Origin of the sequence: Gilvimarinus polysaccharolyticus, assembly GCF_001187555.1 — a bacterium.
GTDB classification, from domain to species: domain Bacteria; phylum Pseudomonadota; class Gammaproteobacteria; order Pseudomonadales; family Cellvibrionaceae; genus Gilvimarinus; species Gilvimarinus polysaccharolyticus.
The window spans coordinates 695790-713888 of the sequence record NZ_LFIJ01000001.1; the positions used below are offsets into that span (position 1 = coordinate 695790).

General features: G+C 48.9%; 15 protein-coding genes. 11 read left to right on the forward strand and 4 right to left on the reverse strand.

Going from position 1 to position 18099, the window contains the following annotated elements:
* Positions 1 to 16 precede the first annotated feature (16 nt).
* The 3 genes from GILYN3_RS02840 to GILYN3_RS02850 are packed head-to-tail and all read right to left on the reverse strand — an operon-like array spanning position 17 to position 4558.
* A complete protein-coding gene (locus GILYN3_RS02840; protein WP_049721452.1) occupies positions 17 to 1393 on the reverse strand; it encodes a DUF1302 family protein in 1377 nt (458 codons plus the stop codon).
* Complete coding sequence (locus GILYN3_RS02845) at positions 1393 to 2217, reverse strand: outer membrane lipoprotein-sorting protein (protein ID WP_232305495.1); 825 nt, start codon at positions 2215 to 2217, stop codon at positions 1393 to 1395. Before GILYN3_RS02845 ends, GILYN3_RS02840 begins: the two co-directional genes overlap by 1 nt.
* Positions 2210 to 4558: an efflux RND transporter permease subunit gene (locus tag GILYN3_RS02850; RefSeq protein WP_049721453.1), complete on the reverse strand. Its 2349-nt coding sequence runs from the start codon at positions 4556 to 4558 to the stop codon at positions 2210 to 2212. The genes GILYN3_RS02845 and GILYN3_RS02850 overlap by 8 nt, the downstream gene beginning before the upstream one ends.
* Before the next feature lie 269 nt (positions 4559 to 4827).
* Here GILYN3_RS02850 and tmk point away from each other — a divergent pair, with 269 nt between their 5' ends.
* On the forward strand, positions 4828 to 5454 hold the full coding sequence (gene tmk / locus GILYN3_RS02855) for a dTMP kinase (RefSeq protein WP_049722533.1): 627 nt from the start codon (positions 4828 to 4830) through the stop codon (positions 5452 to 5454).
* 24 nt (positions 5455 to 5478) lie between these two features.
* Here the strand turns inward: tmk and GILYN3_RS02860 are convergent, their stop codons facing one another.
* The gene (locus GILYN3_RS02860; protein WP_049721454.1) at positions 5479 to 6129 is read right to left on the reverse strand and encodes an RluA family pseudouridine synthase; all 651 of its coding nucleotides are present in this window, start codon (positions 6127 to 6129) and stop codon (positions 5479 to 5481) included.
* A 140-nt stretch (positions 6130 to 6269) separates the two neighbouring features.
* Here GILYN3_RS02860 and GILYN3_RS02865 point away from each other — a divergent pair, with 140 nt between their 5' ends.
* The 10 genes from GILYN3_RS02865 (at position 6270) to GILYN3_RS02920 (ending at position 17837) form a co-directional block, all read left to right on the forward strand.
* On the forward strand, positions 6270 to 7271 hold the full coding sequence (locus tag GILYN3_RS02865) for a DNA polymerase III subunit delta' (protein ID WP_049721455.1): 1002 nt from the start codon (positions 6270 to 6272) through the stop codon (positions 7269 to 7271).
* A gap of 137 nt (positions 7272 to 7408) precedes the next feature.
* Positions 7409 to 8458, forward strand: coding sequence for a lytic murein transglycosylase (locus GILYN3_RS02870; protein ID WP_157484842.1), 1050 nt, complete (start codon positions 7409 to 7411; stop codon positions 8456 to 8458).
* 207 nt (positions 8459 to 8665) lie between these two features.
* A complete protein-coding gene (locus tag GILYN3_RS02875) occupies positions 8666 to 9016 on the forward strand; it encodes a PilZ domain-containing protein (protein WP_049721457.1) in 351 nt (116 codons plus the stop codon).
* Between the two features lie 67 nt (positions 9017 to 9083).
* Complete coding sequence (locus GILYN3_RS02880; RefSeq protein ID WP_049721458.1) at positions 9084 to 9875, forward strand: TatD family hydrolase; 792 nt, start codon at positions 9084 to 9086, stop codon at positions 9873 to 9875.
* 435 nt (positions 9876 to 10310) lie between these two features.
* Positions 10311 to 10925, forward strand: a complete 615-nt coding sequence (locus GILYN3_RS02885; RefSeq protein ID WP_198147311.1) for a dUTP diphosphatase — start codon at positions 10311 to 10313, stop codon at positions 10923 to 10925.
* A gap of 841 nt (positions 10926 to 11766) precedes the next feature.
* Positions 11767 to 13542 (forward strand): ATP-dependent nuclease, encoded by a 1776-nt coding sequence (locus tag GILYN3_RS02890; RefSeq protein WP_049721459.1) that lies wholly within the window; start codon positions 11767 to 11769, stop codon positions 13540 to 13542.
* Positions 13543 to 14063: 521 nt separating this feature from the next.
* Positions 14064 to 15620 (forward strand): transposase, encoded by a 1557-nt coding sequence (locus tag GILYN3_RS02900; RefSeq protein WP_049721461.1) that lies wholly within the window; start codon positions 14064 to 14066, stop codon positions 15618 to 15620.
* A 488-nt stretch (positions 15621 to 16108) separates the two neighbouring features.
* Positions 16109 to 16588: a tetratricopeptide repeat protein gene (locus GILYN3_RS02910; protein WP_049721463.1), complete on the forward strand. Its 480-nt coding sequence runs from the start codon at positions 16109 to 16111 to the stop codon at positions 16586 to 16588.
* 117 nt (positions 16589 to 16705) lie between these two features.
* Positions 16706 to 17449, forward strand: a complete 744-nt coding sequence (locus GILYN3_RS02915; protein ID WP_157484843.1) for a hypothetical protein — start codon at positions 16706 to 16708, stop codon at positions 17447 to 17449.
* A gap of 130 nt (positions 17450 to 17579) precedes the next feature.
* Positions 17580 to 17837, forward strand: a complete 258-nt coding sequence (locus tag GILYN3_RS02920) for a hypothetical protein (RefSeq protein WP_049721465.1) — start codon at positions 17580 to 17582, stop codon at positions 17835 to 17837.
* The last annotated feature ends 262 nt before the right edge of the window (positions 17838 to 18099 follow it).

Below are 18099 nucleotides of genomic sequence, written 5' to 3' on the forward strand. Positions count from 1 at the left end.
ACTAACGGCACTAAAACTACAGTGCCCAGCGCAGGTTTAGCAGTAAGCTGTCGTTGTGGCGATAGGCATAAAGCGTGTCCTCTGGCTGCTGCGCATCGTACTCGACTACGGTGAGCTCGGTTTGCAGCCGGTCACTCCATACCCATTTAGCACTTAGACGCCACACCGCGCCTGCATTGCCCGGTAACACTAGGGCGTAGGCCTGCAGTGTTAATCGCTCGTTGATGGCGCTATAGGTGGCGCGGGCCGAGGCGCCATTTTGCCAGCGATCTGTGTCTGTCGCACAATTACAGGTTTGGCTGCGCTGCCAGGTTAGTTCGCCAGTAAGCACTAAGTTGTGGATGCCGCTGTAATCGGCGCCCACCATGCCGCGCCATTGATCGCCCGGTGGTGCGGAAGCTGTGGCCTCATTTTCTACCCATGTCAGCGTGCTGGACGATAGGTTGTGATACCAAGCCTGTTCGCTGCGCACTAAAAAATTGCCGTACACCGTTTGCAAGCTAACGCCGGCGATCTGTTGCCGAGTGGTAGCCAGCGTGATCTGTGGCTGCAGGTTGGCATTTAGCTCAAAGGCGTTGGGTGCCAGCTCGTAACTGTCTACCTCGGCCAGCAGTACTTGGGTGTCTATACCGCCCCAGTGCTCGCGCCAGCGCAGGGCAAAGCCGGGTTTGTTGGTAGGTTGCTCAATCAAGAGCGGGTCGTTTGCCAGGTTACCTGTGCGCAGGGCGAGGTAGGGGTCAAACTCCTCGTAGGCGGCGGGTAAACGATCTGGCAGCGGCTCAATTAACGCGACAAAGTCCAGTCGGTTTTGCCATGTGGCGCGCACCGCTGGTACAGGTAGGCGAGTTTGCTCTAAATCTTGCTGGCCGGGCCAACGCTGATCGCGCCTAGCTAACACATCGGTTACTTTGAGTGATTCGGCCTCGCCCCAAGCAAAGGTCTGGTAGCCCGCTTTGAGCCACCAGTCGCCTTGCTCCCACGATATATAAGTGTCAGATAAATCTAAGCGCCAGCGTCTTTGCTGGCGTTGCTCGGGGGTGAATTCGTAACCATTCCACAGGCCTGCCTGTTCTAGCTCTGGTAGCCAGTCTTGGGTTAACGAGCCCGATACGCGCGCCTTAAGCGGCCCCGAGCGCCATTCCAGCGCGCTGTATAGCTGAGTTTCTGCGCGGGTTAAATCGGCCGATTGGCGGTTTACGTTGGCCGCTGGGCTGCGGTAGCCAAAGCCTGCGTTTTGTTGCAGCCAAGCTTTGTGCTGCCACGGGCTGTCGGCATCTACGTTGCTGGTTTGAGAGGCAGTTTCTACGGTCGCAAAAAAGTCTTGAGCGTACGCTGGCAGTTGTAGGCCCAGCGTTAGAATGCTGGCGTAGGTAATGGTGTTAAAGATCTGCATTAGTCGAGGCCGCGCTGCATTTGTTGGGTGGTAAACAGCGATTCATCGGTGCTTTCGTTGTACACGGTATTGCTAAAACGAAACACACTGGCGTGCTCGCGCTCTTCGTTGCGGGTGGTGATCATTTGTAAGCGCATCGGCGTCCAGATATCACTGATCAATTGCAGTTGGTCGGCGCGAAAGAATTTGATTCGGCCGGCGCGGTTCATCCAAATTTTGCCTTGCACCTGAACAAAATTGTCTTTGCGTATCCACAGGTGAGATTTTTCGTAGCCGGTCTCGCTGGCGACTTTGTCGGCAAACTCGGGTTTTGGCGTGGACTCGATCAACCAAGCTTCGGCGTCATCGACGGTTTCGTTAGCGCTTAATATTTTATAATCGTACCAATCGATATTAACGCCGTTGATGTCTGAGTAAGTAAAATCGCTGCCCATAAAAGCGCCCGATTTATCGCCCGCAGCAACCCTCCGCACTTGCTTTAGTGCGGGTAAGTACAACCACGAGTCATCGTCGCGGGCGTCTTGGTAGTCGTAATTCATATAAGTGGTGCCGGCGACATCGGTAGGGCTTAAAAAGAACGAAATCGATTTTTCGACCTCGGGCTTATCGAGCGTATACAGGCGAATATCGCGGATGCGCTCGCGGCCTTTGCGGTCGATCAATACCAATTGTGCATCGGCGCGCGATGAGTCACCGGTGTAGCGAGTATCGACTTTTTGCATAATCTCGCGCGCCGACAGTGGCGCGTCGGGCTCGGTTGCGCCGTGGCTTACGGTTGCGCTCATTAACAGCGCGGCGGCCAGCGTGGTGAGTGATTTAATCATGAGTGTGGATCTCCTGTGGCGTGACAAGGTGCTGGGCCGCGCGCTCGTGGCGGCCATCGATGCAGTGCAAAAGTGCTGGTAAAAACAATAAATCGCCCAGTAGTGCTAACGCCATAATGGTGGCGGCAAATAGGCCGGTGTAAATATAGGGGATAAACGAACCCAGTAGCATGACACTAAAGCCACTGACCAACACGATTGAGGTAAATATCACCGCGCGGCCGGATTCGTTCATCGCCTGGGTGATGGATTCGTGAGTGCTGGCGCCGGCACGCTTAGCCTTTAAGTAACGGGTCATCACATGGATGGCATCATCCACGGCAATACCCATCGTCATGGCGCCGACAATCATGGTGCCTAAGTTGAGCGGTATACCCAACACCACCAGTAACGCGCCGGTCATTAAGATGGGTACGATACTTGGCACCAAGGCAATTAAACCGTATTTAACCGAGCGAAACAGCGCCACAAAACTCAACCCGATAACCGCTAAGGCAATCATAAATGAGCGCGACATACCCTGGTTGATGTAAGTGTCCTGGGCGTTGTACATCACCAATGAACCGGAGGCTTGTACCGATAAATCGGCAAACTGCTGGGCCAGTTGGGTTTCAATCCGATCGAGCAGGGCGCGAGTATCACTGGCCGGTAAGTTAGTAGCCGGCACCGCTAAACGCAGGTAACGCTCGTAAAAATCTTTGGCGTCTTCTAGATCTTCTTTGGGGCCGGTGTTATCAAACAGTAATAAAAATTGCGCGGCCATTTGGCGTGAGCCGGGCAGTACATACCAAGCGTTATCGTCATAGTGCAATGCGCGGTTAATTTGCTTGTGAAAATCCACCAGCGAATTAATTGGCCCTGTTTCGGGCTGTGCTTCGAGCCACTGTTGCAGCTCATCGACGCGCTGTAAAAAATCGGGCTCGTGGATACCGCCCTCGGCGCCGCTATCAATCATTAAATCGATATTTTGCACGCCGCGATAGGTGTTATCAAAATACTCCAGCGCCTGGCGGGTGGGGTTGTCCTGTTTAAAGTAGGTAATAAAGTTGGAGTCGACCGAAAGCTTTGGAATTAGCATGACACTAACCACCAGCAATACACCGCCAATCAGCAATAGCTCGCGGCGCCTGCGGTAGGTAAAGCTCGGCAGTGCTTGAGTGATGCGAGCAATAACGCCGGTGGTAACCGAGCGCTGGGTGCGCGGCGTGAACGCACTGATAAAACTCAGTAGCGCTGGCAGTACGGTAATGGCTATAAAAAACAGCATCATCGCGCCAATGGCGCCGAGCCAGGCAAACTGTTTAACCGGCAGTAGCTCGGTAATGCCTAAGGCTAAAAATCCAGCGGCGGTGGTCAGAGCCGTGTAAAACGCTGGCGACCAAAGGTGAATAATGGCATCGCGGGCAGCCTGTTGCGGTGTTTGGCCGCGAGCTCGGGCGTGGTAAAACTCGACAATCACATGCACCGAGATACCAATGCCGATAATAATCAGCGCCGGCACCAGTGCCGATTCCACTACCGAATGAGGCCAGTGGGCCAAACCTTGAATGCCGGTAACCAGCACAATCGAGGTGCCAATAACCACCCAGGGCAACAGCATACCGGCCCATGAGCGAAAGCTAAAAAACAAAATCACAATCATCACCACCGCCATGGTGGGGTTAATCCAGCTTTGATCGCGTTTGGTTAACACCTCAAATTGTTCGTTAAACACCGGCTGACCACTGAGCTCAAGCGGGTAGCCTTGGGCGGCAAAGTTCTCTTGGGCGATAAATTCCCGCAGTGCGGCCATTAGCTCCATCTTGTATTCGTTACTGCCGGCCTGATAGCGCACCCGTGCGACCACGCGGGTGTGGTGCAAATCATCGGTTACTAACGAACCCATGGCCATCGGCTCGTTGCGGATAATCTCGCGTGCGGTGTTAAGCGCCGCTGGGGTAAAAGGCGCCTCGATCAGCGGGTCGGTGGCCATCATCGCGCCGTCCGAGTGGGTGTACTCGTACTGACTTAACGAGCGCACCTGAGTGACTTGCGGCTGCTCTTCTAAAAAGCGTGAGAGTGACTCAATAACGGTTAGAGTCTGGGGAGTAAAGACATCACTGTCCGCGCTGGGTGATTTGATGCCGATAGACAGATACTCGATATCGCCAAACAGCTCTAGCAACTGGTTAAACGCACTGAGGTTAGGGTCGTGCTCGACAAAAAAGCGCTCGTTGGCATTGTCGTAGTACAGGTTTTTCATGGGGATAAACGCCAAAGCGCTTAACACTAGGGTCATCATAAGCAGCGACACACGGCCGCCAATCACGATGTTGGCCCAGCGAGTAATAAATGTTTTCACCTCGATACCTCCAAATGTATTCGGGTCTTACTATAAAAGCACAGGGCGCAGCCGAATGCTCAATGGATGTTGATAAAGTGCGTAGTTAACACTGTAAAGTTTACGGTGTAAAGATATTGTTGTAAAAAAAGTTTGATCCGAGCTCTTGCCGGGTTTGATCTCGCCTCGGGCCAATGCAGTGTGTAAACTGCACAGCCATGTGGCGGTTGCGATTTCGTAGCCAAGCACGCAATACAAAATTCACAACAAAAACTGAGGTGGGTAGGCCTTTGGCGACGGGAAAATTTATCACCATCGAAGGCACCGAAGGTGTTGGCAAAAGCACTAACTTGGCCTTTGTGCGCGATTGGTTAAGCGCGCGGGGGATTGATGTTTTAGTGACCCGTGAGCCGGGCGGCACGCCGTTGGCCGAGCAATTGCGCGAGCTGTTACTGGCGACTCGCGATGAGCCGGTGGCCGATAAAGCCGAGCTGCTAATGATTTTTGCCGCACGCGCGCAACATCTAGAGCATGTTATAAAACCGGCGTTAGCCGAGGGCAAGTGGGTGCTGTGTGATCGTTTTACCGATGCCACATACGCCTACCAAGGCGGTGGCCGAGGGTTAGATAAAACCGTTATTGGCGAGTTAGAGCAGTTGGTGCAAGGCGCCTTGCGCCCAGATTTAACGTTGATACTGGATATTGAGCCCGAGCTGGGGTTACAGCGCGCCGCCGCACGCGCCGAGCTAGACCGCTTTGAGCGCGAAGATATTGCGTTTTTTAATCGGGTGCGGGCCGCGTATCGCGAGCGCGCCAGTGCTAACCCTGCACATTACCAACTGATTAACGCCGGCCAAAGCTTAGCCGATGTACAGCGGGATATTCACCAAGTTTTACAGGCGTTAGCACTGGCATAAGGTAACCGCTAAGGGCGGCCGAGACTAAAACGGCGCTAGTGATTCAATGCTCAGTGGCGCGGCGGTAATAGGGTGCTCAAAACCAATATACTCGGCGTGTAACAGTAAGCGCGGACTTGCGGCTATAACCGCCTCGGGGGCGTAAAGCGTATCGCCTAATATAGGGTGGCCCAGTGCAAGCATATGCACCCGCAATTGGTGTGAGCGACCCGTTACCGGTGTTAGCGCTACTCGGGTTTGTTGTGTGTTGCTATCACGGGACAACACTTGGTAGTGGGTAAGGGCGGCTTTGCCGTTATCCCAGTCGACCATTTGTCGTGGGCGGTTGGGCCAGTCGCAAATTAATGGTAGCTCTACCGAGCCCTCATCTTGCTCGACAATGCCCGCCACCACGGCAATGTAACGTTTGCTCACTTGGCGGGTTTCAAACTGGCGGCCAATGTGGCGCAGCGCTTCGTAGCTTTGCGGCACAATCACGATCCCCGAGGTAGGCTGGTCTAGCCTATGCACAATACGGCTGTTGGGGTGGCTGGTAAGCAGTCGGTTAATTAAGCAATCTTGTTTTTCTGGGCCGCGCCCGGGCACTGTCAGCAATCCCGAAGGCTTATTGGCGATAATAAAGGCACTATCTTCGTACACTAAAGGTACAGATGTCGTAGGTGAGGACGTAGTCATAACGATGTGGCCATAGTAAAGCTCGGCAGCGGTTGGGGCCGGCCATTATCCCAGACATCGCCGTTCACACAAGGGCGATTATCGCCAAATGTGTCGCCGCTTGGTAAGCTGCGCTCTTGCAACTTTGGACGAAACAAGACATGAGTGATTTCCCTGCGCTGCCGTACCCTTGGCAACAAGAGTTGTGGCAGGGTTTTATACAACAGTTTAGCGACCGCCACTTACCCCATGCCCTAATGTTGGTAGGCCCAGAGGGATTGGGCAAACGGCACTTGGCGCGCGCCATGGCGCACTACGCACTGTGCTCGCAGCCGGTGTCTGAATCGGCCTGTGGCAAGTGTAAGTCGTGTGAGCTAAACCGCGCCGGCACTCACCCTGACTTTTTTCAGTTGGCGCCCGACGAACCGGGTAAGATGATTAAGGTCGATAACGTTAGGGCCTTAACCGAGGCGCAAAACAAAACAGCGCAACAATCGGGTTATAAAGTTGTTACGTTAATGCCCGCCGAAGCCATGAACAGCAATGCCGCTAACGCCTTGTTAAAAACACTAGAAGAACCGGCTGCCGATACCTTGCTGATTTTGGTGGCCGATTCGCCCAGCCGTGTCCTGCCGACTATTCGCAGTCGCTGTCAGTTGCGCACCTTACCAATTCCGCCTCGCGAGCAAAGCCTGCATTGGTTAACCCCGTTAATGTCGGGCACTGGCCGCGATGCCGCCGAGCTATTAACGCTGGCCCGAGGTGCGCCCCTAGCGGCGCGCGATTTACTGCAAGGCGATACACTGGATCAGCAGGAGCGTTGGCTGAGTGATTTGTACCAGTTAAGCTTGGGCCAAACCGATACCTTAACTGTTGCTGCCGGTTGGCAAAAAGGCGATGGTAAAGCAGCGGTGGCGTGGTTTAGTGGCTGGCTGCACGATTTAGCTTGTTGGCAGGTTGGGGCCGAGCGCGCGCGCTTTGCCGATCTAGATGCCGAACTAAGTGCGGCCCTTAAAGCGATATCGCCTGCGTTGCTGCATCGCTTTCAAGAAAAGCTACTACACAGCAAAAAGCTGTTGGCCGGTGGCGCTAACCCCAATGTACATTTATTGCTAGAGGAGCTGTTAATGGATTGGGGGGTACTGTTAAAGGCTCGCCGTTAAAAACTTTATTGGCCTATTGTTACCGGTTTAACAAATGTTGCCAATTTACCGCGCTGTGACCCACAAAAAATCTACCGGCTATGATAATGTTGTGGTTACACCCTTTGCCTTGTCTGTTGGTTAATGAGTAACCCATTATGATCAAAATCGCCAAACGCTTGCTGCAGCTGTCGCTGTTAGGTTTGTCGTTAAGTGTAATCACCAGCCCAGCTTTGGCCGCCGAGCCGGCCGCGCCAGACCCCGAGTTTCAGCAGTGGCTAGAAGCGCTGTACGCCGAGGCCCAAGAGCGCGGCATTAGCGAGCAAACCCTAACCCAAGCGTTTGCCGATATTACCCCGCCGATCAAACGCATTATTAAAACCGATCGCAACCAAGCTGAGGTGGTGCAAACCTATAACAGCTACCTAAGTGCTCGCTTAACCGATTGGAAGTTTGCCACTGGCCGTAAACTAATGGCCGAAAACACCGAAGTACTAAACCAAGTTGCGCAAAAATACGGTGTACAGCCGCGCTTTTTAGTGGCTATTTGGGGCATGGAAACCAATTACGGCACTTACCCTATCAAAGAACCCATCTTTAATGTGTTGGCGACTCTTGCCTACGATAAACGCCGTGGGCCGTATTTTCGCGCACAGTTTTTAGCCGCCCTCGATATTCTCGACAGCGGCTTTCCCACTTACGAGCAATTTAAAAGCTCGTGGGCCGGCGCCATGGGGCAATCGCAGTTTATGCCCGAAAGCTACCAGCAGTACGCGGTAGATTTTGACGGCGATGGCAAGCGCGATATCTGGAACACCAAAGCCGATGTGTTTGCCTCTATCGCCAATTACTTTAAGCCCAGAGGTTGGCGCGATGATCAAACCTGGGGCCGGCCAGTACAGTTACCCAAAGGTGGCGAGCAAAGCTTAGTCGCCGAGCAAGCCGCTGGTTTAAGCCCCGATGCCGACTGCAAACGTTTTAAAAGTTTAGGGGTGTGGCGCGACTTACGCGATTGGCAAAAATTGGGGGTGCGCCGTGCCGATGGCTCGGATCTACCCGACGTATCGATTCCCGCAGCGCTGGTGTTGGCCGATAAAGGCGATAACCGTGGTTATATCGTCTACCGTAACTTTTGCACCATCATGAGTTTTAACCCGTCGTTTAAGTACGCGTTATCTATTGGTTTACTGTCTGACCAATTAAAATAACGGCCTGCGGCAAGCTTGTGTGGCACATGCCAAACCACCGGCATTTGCCGCAGCAGGTGGTAAAGTTATACTAAGCCGGTATTAGAGCCGTGCCAGTAGGGCCAACGCTGGACACCGTGCGGCTTATCTATTACCTTAAAGACATATAAATTATCGTATAAATAGTTAGGGCAGTAGCGTATTGCCCTTATTGATCGGATCGATTCTATGCAAGCACTTGGCGGCGCCCGCAACGGCATTCTCTCGTTAACCATCAAAGACAAAGCCGTACTTTATGCCGCGTATATGCCCTATGTGTTAAATGGCGGGTTGTTTATCCCCACCAATAAGGCTTATAAACTGGGCGATGAAGTCTTTATGTTGCTTAATTTAATGGACGAGCCAGAAAAAATCCCCGTCGCCGGCAAGGTTGTATGGGTAACACCTAAAGGCGCGCAGGGTAATCGCGCCGCTGGTATTGGCGTACAGTTTACCGATGAAGACAATACCGCCGTTACTAAAATAGAGAACTACTTGGCCGGCTCGCTCGAATCTGACCGGCCCACCCATACCATGTAAATAGCGTTGTTCGACCCCGTAACAGCCCAACTACCGCTCAACACTCACAGCCAACAATGGTGACAATATGCTAGTGGACTCCCATTGCCACCTGGATAGAATTAACCTCGACCCCTACGACGGCCAACTGGCACAAGCATTGGCTGCCGCCCACGCGCGCGACATTAAGCAAATGCTGTGTATCAGTATTAGCCTAGATAACGTCGAAAAAATCATCGAAATCGCGCAACAACACCCCTCGGTACTCGCTTCTGTGGGGGTGCATCCGTGCGATGTATCGGCCGGCACCGCCAGTCGCGAGCAACTAACCGAATGGGCCGGGCGCGATAAAGTCGTCGCTATTGGCGAGACCGGGCTCGATTACTATCACGACACCGACAGCGTAGAAACGCAGCAACAAAGCTTTGCCTTGCATCTAGAAGTAGCGGGCGAGGTGGGCTTACCCGTTGTGGTACACACCCGCAGTGCGCGCCAAGACACCCTCGATTTAATTAAACGTCACGGCAACCCCGAGCACGCTGGTGTGCTGCACTGCTTTACCGAAAGCTGGGAAATGGCCCAAGCCGCTATGGAGATGAACTATTACATCTCACTGTCGGGTATTGTCACCTTTAAAAACGCCAAAGAGCTGCAAGAGGTCGCGCGTAAAATGCCTCTCGATCGCTTGCTGGTCGAAACCGATTCGCCGTACCTAGCGCCAGTGCCGTATCGCGGCAAACCCAACGAGCCACAATACGTGCGCGAAGTGGCCGAGTTTGTCGCCGACCTTAAAGGCATTAGCTACGCCGAGCTGGCCGAGATTACCACCGAGAATTTTTATTGTTTGTTTAATAGGGCGCAAGCGCACCGGCCGGCTTAAGAACACCGCTAACGCGGACTTTTTTATAAGCTCGCATCGCCGAGCGTGGCGAGTGACTTTTCTTTGTTTGGCCAAAGCAAAGTAACCAAAAGAAAGGCCACCCCGGCACCTCAGCCCTAGCGGGTCTCCTCGCTCCAGCCGATTTTAGAGGGCCGCATCGACAGGGCGTCCATGCCCTGACGATGCTTGCGCAAATGTCCTATTTGCTTACCCCCTAAAATAGGCTTCCGCTCGGCTGGTTGCAGGGGACTTAAAGACGGCACTTTGCCGCGGGTTATTAATGGCGTTGTCAAAAATTCAATGCTATATCGTCACCTTATGCTGGGCGAAGCAGTGATATAGTGATAATTATATTGGGTTTTCACACAAATCTACGAAGATCCAAAAATACTAAATTTAAAAACATTGAGGAACACACCCGTGTCACTGGAAACCATCAAACAACAAACCCGCGCCATGCTGCAATTGCAAGACGATATGAACAGCAAAGTTCACCCCGCGTGGCGCGAGCAGGGCAACGCTTGGTATCGAGCTATTTGGATCGAATGCGGCGAGCTGATGGACCATTACGGTTGGAAGTGGTGGAAGCACCAAACCCCAGACACCGAGCAAGTGGCGCTAGAGCTGATCGATATTTGGCACTTTGGTTTAAGCATCCTGTTAGAAAGTGGTGCCAGTGTTGAAGAAATTGCCGATAAAGTTGCAAGTGAGCTTGATATCAACACAGATCAAGCGGACTTTCGTTTAGATGTAGAAGCCTTTACCGCTGCCACACTTAATGACCAAGCGTTTCATCTAGAGTTGTTTGGTTGTTTAATGGCCGGCGTTAATATGAGCTACGCCGAACTTTACCGCCGTTATGTGGGTAAAAACGTGCTTAACTTTTTCCGTCAAGACCACGGTTATAAAGATGGCAGTTACCGTAAAATTTGGGCCGATGGCCGGGAAGATAACGAGCACTTGGTTGAGGTGGTTGAGGCTTTAGATTCCTCGGCGGAGGGTTTTTCTAAGTTGGTTTATAAGGCTTTGGAAGGGCGCTACGCTAAATAGTTGAGGCTGGCTTCGCCAACTTTTTTATAGGCCCGCGTCGCCGGGTGTGGCGAGTGTCTTTTCTTATTTGGTCAAATCAAAGTAACCACTGTTGTGAATCTGAAAGCCCGCAGTCAAACGATTGACGTTCTATCCGTTACTCAGGGGAAACCCTTGAGTAACGTGGGCTAATAAATGTTGGCGAGATAATATATTTCTAAATAATTCAATGGCTTGAGCAGGGCTTGCGCGGTGAGATAAAAAAGATTAGATTAAGCCCTCAATTAAAGTTAGTCGCACTTTCCCCAGACAAGGAACTGTCAAAACATGTCTAATTCCCTTTTGTTTTCAACAATCTCCATGTCTATCCTCATCCAATCTCTACCGGGGATAGGGTGCCGGGGCAAAGTGCGACTGAGTCGCATGAATTAGCTGTTATTTGCCAGATAAAACGCGGTTGGTAAACTAAGCTTAGCACAAGATTTTAATAGTGCTGTATATAATAACAGCATAAGTGTGCTAATCAACATTAGGAAAAAATATTGGAAATTGAATTGACAGCCTATTACTCTGTTTTAGACCTTAAGACTAAGTGCCTGCCGCTGTGCAAGTCCGTGGTTTGCATCAGAGGACAGGCACTTAGTCTTAAGGTAAAGAAAGAGTCATCAATACTCCTTTCATTCCGCGTTTTCTCCAGTTCCGTTCACGGATTAATGCAGCTTCTTCGTGACCTCAGAAGCGCTTTATTTTCCGTGCCCGCAAATAACAAGGCCAAGCATTGCGACAACTTTTTCGTTACGGCTTCGCCTTCACAAAAAAGCTGCGCATGTTGGCAGCGTTAGGCTCCCCACAAGGATGAATCGTGAAAATTGAAAATATTATAATTAAGAATTGGAGATCGATAAAAGATCAAGAACTCCAAGCCCAAGATTTGATGGTGATAATTGGACAAAATAATCATGGCAAATCAAACCTTTTATCATCGGTACTATTCTTCTTCGGCGAGATAAAACACCAAGACCTTGATTTCTATCACGGCTCGACAGAATTGTTTGTAGAACTCCAGTTCGGAGGGCTAGATGACAGCGACAAGATAACCTTTAAAAAATACTTAACTTCTGAGGATAAGATTGTAGTCCGAAAATCTGCATTCTTAGGAGGTAGCTTTGAGTATCGGGGTTATATTGAAAACCCTGATGAGGAATGGCTTCAAGAAGAAAATGCATCTGCATACACAAAAAGAGAGTTGGCTAGCAGCCTGCCATTTCATCCGTTTCTTCCTGATTCAGGCAGAATCACAAAGCAAAATATTGTTGACGCACAAGCCTCTTATATTGAACAAAACAGAGAAGAAATTGAGTTTAGCTTTGAGCTTGAAACCACCAACTTTTTGGGGCTTAAATCTGTTGCTAAAGGTATTTTTGGCGAGGTCTACTTTATTCCAGCCGTCAAAGAAGCTTCCGACGATTTTACGTCAAAAGACTCCAGCGTTTTTGGGAAAATGTATTCCGATGTCGTAGAGTTAATGTCAGAGAAAAATAATGACTGGAAAGAAACGAAGGAAAAACTCGGAAAGCTGTTCTCGACTCTTAATAAAAATGATGATGATGGCAATGAGAACGAAGACCGCCCCCAGCAATTGATTGATTTTGAAGAGGAGCTAACCAATGAGCTAGTTTCTTGGGGTGCAGAAATAGATATCGAAGTTAGTCCACCAGATATCGAGAGCGTATTTAAAGCAAACACACAGGTTTGGGTTAATGATGGTGTAAGAACCGATATAAAACGAAAGGGGCATGGCTTACAAAGAGCATTAACTGTTGCACTAATTCAAGTAGTAGCAAAAAGGTCAATGGCTGCCGCGGAAGACGAAGACCCCGAAAATGCTGGAAACCGTAAGGTGTCAAATTCTAGATACTTTATTTTTGAAGAACCAGAGCTTTATCTTCACCCTCAAGCTCAGAGGTCTCTTTTTGACTCTTTCGTTAGTTTATCAGAATCGGGTAGCCAAGTTATTCTGTGCACACATTCAAGCGGTCTGATTGATGTAGAGAGATATAAATCAATATATATCGCTACCAAGGAAAATAATTCGGACGAGACCAAGGTTAAGCAATGCACTGAGGATTTGTTTGAAGGTGATTCAAAGAAAGATTTCAACTTATCTTATTGGATCAACCCTGATAGAGGCGAGCTGTTTTTTGCAAGTAAAGTAGTATTATTGGAAGGGGCCACGGAGAAAACGGTACTTCCTTTGCTAGCCAAGGAATTGGGTGTATTCAAATACGAATACACTCTGATAGGCTGTGGTTCGAAAGATAATATTCCGCTATACGTCAAGCTCTTGAATAAATTTTTGATTCCTTATGTAGCTGTTTATGACCAAGATCATCAGGCACATAAAGGCGAAGATGCCATTGCCTCAGCCGATATTTCTACACAAAAAATTGAAGACGAGATAGACAATAATGTTGGCACCTCAATTATATTAATTAACGATATTGAAGAAGAGCTTGGGTTGCCAAATGGAAGCAACAGTAAACCTTTTGTGGCGCTAAATCATATAAACACTGAAGGATTTACTATTAGCGAACCCATGATTTCAAAGATTCGAGATATCTATGATTCCCAAGCCTAACAAGGCGCTGCTGCCGGACAAATTTTCCGCTGCGCTCCAAATTTTCCGCAGAGCGCGGCGTTAAATTTCAAGGATAGAATGGATACTATTTTTCTAGCAGAAAGATCAATTTGGTTTCTAATGCCATTGTTGTTGGTGCTAACTTCCAATATTTTCACGAGAGGAGCTCCCTGGGTTCCAAAGAAAAGGCTGTACATCGGAGCAATTGTTTTAGGCTTAATAAGTGTTGTGCTTGGCCCACAATGCATGTGTGTGGATTTGAAGGATGCCATAATCGGCACACTATTATTTTCTGCTGTATTCAATATCATAGCATTGGTTATTGCATTAACAGTATTTAGAATGAATTCGAGTGCAAGTAGAATTTAACAAGCTGCTTAAACATCGTTCCGGCCGAAAAAATAACGGCCTCCACTGGACTCGCCATTGCTCGCCGTTTAGAAAGGCGTTGAGGCTGTAGAAAAACTCCAAAAATTAGGAGGACTTTGATAAAATAAGGCATCGTAAATGGAGCTTCCGTTATGCCAAACTTCAAAAAATATAATTACAACCAAGATGCCATGGTGGTGATTAACTTCGAAGAGAAAATCCAGCCAGGAACCTTTGAATTTACCCTCCATAATCTGATCGATAATCACATTGATCTTTCCGAGTTCTATAAAAACTACAGTAACGATGCTGGTGGGCGCTCTGCATACGACCCTGCCATACTGCTTAAAATTATTCTTTTTGCCTACGCGAAGGGAATCACCTCTAGCCGTGAAATTCAGTGGCAGTGTGAACACAATATAATATTTAAAGCCTTGTCTTGTGATGCGGTACCTCACTTTACCAGTATTGCCAGCTTTGTAAGCAGCTACCCCGACGCTATCGAATCTGTATTTGAGCAAGTACTCTTGGTGTGTGATCAGCAAGGGCTTCTGGGGAATGAACTGTTTGCCATTGATGGTTGTAAAATGTCATCGAATGCAGCTAAAGAACACTCAGGCACCTTACCTGAATTGGAAGCCAAGCGTGACAAAATACAGCGGAGGCTTCGCGCGTGTATTAAAGAGCATAAAAAGTTAGACGGACGTAAGCCGAATGAACGAGAAAGAAAACAGCAGTTGACGAGCGCCACGGAAACCTTAGGAAAAGAGTTTGAACGGATTAATAAATTCCTAAAGACGGCAACCCCACGGATGGGGCAGGGTAAAAAGCCGACAGAGGTTAAAAGTAATATAACCGACAATGAATCGGCTAAAATTACCACCAGTAAAGGCACCATTCAAGGCTACAACGGTGTAGCGGCTGTCGATAAAAAGCATCAAATTATTGTTGAAGCTCAGGCCTTCGGTGAGGGCCAAGAGCACCATACGCTAGAGCCTATACTGGCCGGTATCAAGCAGCGCTACGCCCGTACGGGAATCAGCCCTGACATACTCAAAGCACAGGCCATTATTACCGCTGACACCGGATTTTCAAATGACGCCAATAATCATTACCTGCGCCGCGAAGGCATTAATGCTTATATCCCCGACAACCAATTTCGCTCGCGTGATAAAACCTTCGCCAAACAAAAAGAAAAATACGGTAAGCGTCACCGAGACACGGTGAAAGGTGTAAAGGCTGTGATTCCTTCCAGCGAATTTATCATCAATAAAAAGAAGAAAACTTGTCGCTGTCCGGCCGGCAAAGAGATGTGGCTAAAAAACGACATCATCGTCAACGATGGCAAGCGGAAACTCTTCTTTGAAGGTAAGTTGACAGACTGCCGACAGTGCGACCTTAAGCATCAGTGCATGCGCAACCCGAGTTCAGCCGATACGCGTGAAGGCCATGGTCGACAAGTCTCCATAACCTACACCAATGGCCGTACGGCGACCGACTGGATGAAACGTCGTGTTGATAGCCAGTACGGAAAAGCGATTTACGGTCACCGCATCTCCACTGTTGAGCCTGTGTTCGGCAATATAGGCACTAATAAACGGTTGAACCGTTTCTCTCTACGTGGAAAAACGAAAGTACAGGGTCAGTGGCGTTTGTTTTGCTTGGTGCATAACATTGAAAAGCTAATGAATTATGGAGCGATTGCTTAACCACAGTCTTATCCACAATTACCTCTGCGTTACCGCGCAGAATAAGTGATTATGTTAAGCGAATGTGATTGAATGGTGATCAATATAAAACTAAAGGGCAGGCTGATGGGCACGTTTGTTATAAAACGTTTTTCTACAGCCTCGTTAGGTGTCAGTAATGTTCCGAGCTATTAAGAGGTGGTACCAGGGTGAGAGTAAAGTGACAAAAGGCCATGTAGGAGATGGGCTAGTTATTTTTCCTGCTCCGTACACCGAATATCATTGGACTGCTCGGTGCGCTCGATATTTGGTCGGCTTTTATTTGGCGCACTGGAAGTGGCTATGGGGCACCACTATTGCGCTTCTAGGGTTATATGTTGCCTACTTAGGTATCTCAGTAAAGTAATGCGTGTAAAACACCTAACAAGGCCGGGCACACCGCGCACTTTGTGCGCTGGACTCGCTACACTGCGTTTCGCTCGCCCGTGCCGGCAGCGTTAGCTACTACTATGAATCGAACACTATTATTTTTAATATTTTTTACGCTGGTTTCTTGTTCACAGGATTCCGATCATGAGAGAGCAAGTAAATTGCTGTTTGGGAGTAGTAACCCGGATGATCATTCCGAAGGGTTTAGTGTTTTATACAAAGAATATGAAAATGGATCTGCGTATTCTGCCGGTAAAATCGGGTGGGCGTACCAAAAAGGGTTGAGTGTAGAAGCCAATCTCAGTAAAGCGTTAGAGCTTTACCATTTTGCTGCTCGAAAAGGCATGACGTATTGGCAGTATATGTTAGCTCACGCGTATGAAATGGGCTACCTTGGCTTGGAGAAAAGTAGTGAACAACGGGATTATTGGCTCAACTACAAGTCAAAAGTACATATTGATATCTATGAGTGCTGGGTTGAATACTATTATTCAAAAGGGTTTTATCCTGAAAACCCTGAAATGGAAAAGTTGTACCGTGAAAAGTGCAAAAATAGCTAACAAAAGTTTCCAGCAGTCAGTTTTTTCATTACGTTTTTTGTGTTGTTTAACACAAAAATCTTCATTACAAAACTGCTGCTGAAACAGGCGTTAGCCTCAAAAAGGAGTACTCGTACATTGAAGTATTTTGTTCCAGATATTCGAATTAATGAGGATCTAGATCAACAGGCTTCCTACCAAGATAAATTTGGCGGATTACCTTGGGGGTTAGAAGAATCTCGTTGGCCGACTTGCTCAGAATGTAAAAAACCTCAGAGCTTTCTTGCGCAATTTCAGAATGATTCTAGCAGGATCAATTTAGGAAGAGAGGGGAGAGTTGTTTATATATTTCAGTGCAATCATGACCCCGGTATGTGTTCGACTTGGGAAGGCGGCTCTGGTGCTAATGCTTGCTTTATCCTCGAACCTGAAGAGCTAGTAGAGAGGCTATGCAAATCACCAGAAGAGAATACAATAATTGAGAATGAAGTTCGTGTAGTTGATTGGCTAGAGCGTGATGATGGTATTTCTGATTCCAATACTCCGGCTTTCTTCGATGAAGAATTATTCTATGACCTTCCCGATAATATCATTGAGAGAGTCACCTCTGGCACTAAATTAGGTAGCGTCCCTGAATGGATACAAAGCCCATCGGAGGCTCCAGCGGACGATTGGGAGTTCATCGGCCAGTTGGATAGTACTCATAGTTTTATTTATCCACCCCAGCATAACGTAGGCTGGGTATCCGAGGATGGAGAGCGCTGGGAGGGGCGTACGCATTACGGCGAGGGGCCAAATTACGGTGGCGGAGGTATCGCCTATCTATTTATTAAAAAAACGGAAGCGTTGCCAGAAGGTTGGTTTTTCTGGCAGTGTGGCTAGGGCTAACAAGCGCTTCCAGTCTGATGCCAAAACCTCCGCGTTTTTGTGTTACTCGCTGCGCTCAAACATTAACACAAAAACACTCCAGTTTTGGCGCAGCTGAAGCGGGCGTTAGAAGGTCAGTCAGATAATGAAGTTAACTCTAGGCGCAATTCTGACAATTTCTGTCCTGTTTGGCCTTGTGGTTGTCTTTTGGCTGGGTGCATTCTCAGCCTCATTCACTACCAACTTATGTTACTCAGAAGTCATTGGAAAAATTTCCGAGCAAATTAAGAAGCAAGAAAGCCTGGGAAGTCTTGCAGAGCTTTCTAGAAAATTGGAAAGTCTTCCATTGGCGGGCTATGAGTCAAGCTGTGAGGAAATTAAGAGTGAGGTGCAAAACCTATAACAAGGCGAGGCATTTCGTTCCGGCCCTGCGGGCCTCCACCGGACAGCTTGCGGCGTTAAGTGAGTAAAGAAAATGACAAATACATCGATATTTTTGCTTGCTACAGTTCCATTCGGATTCTACTGTTTGGTGTTTCCGTCCCATGCTGGAAGGATGATTGCGCTGTTAATGAAGACTACAGCGAGACTTCAATTTACTAGCTTCTCTGACTCCGACACGAAGGCTCGGCCAATTTTCATACGGATCATCGGAGTGATGAATT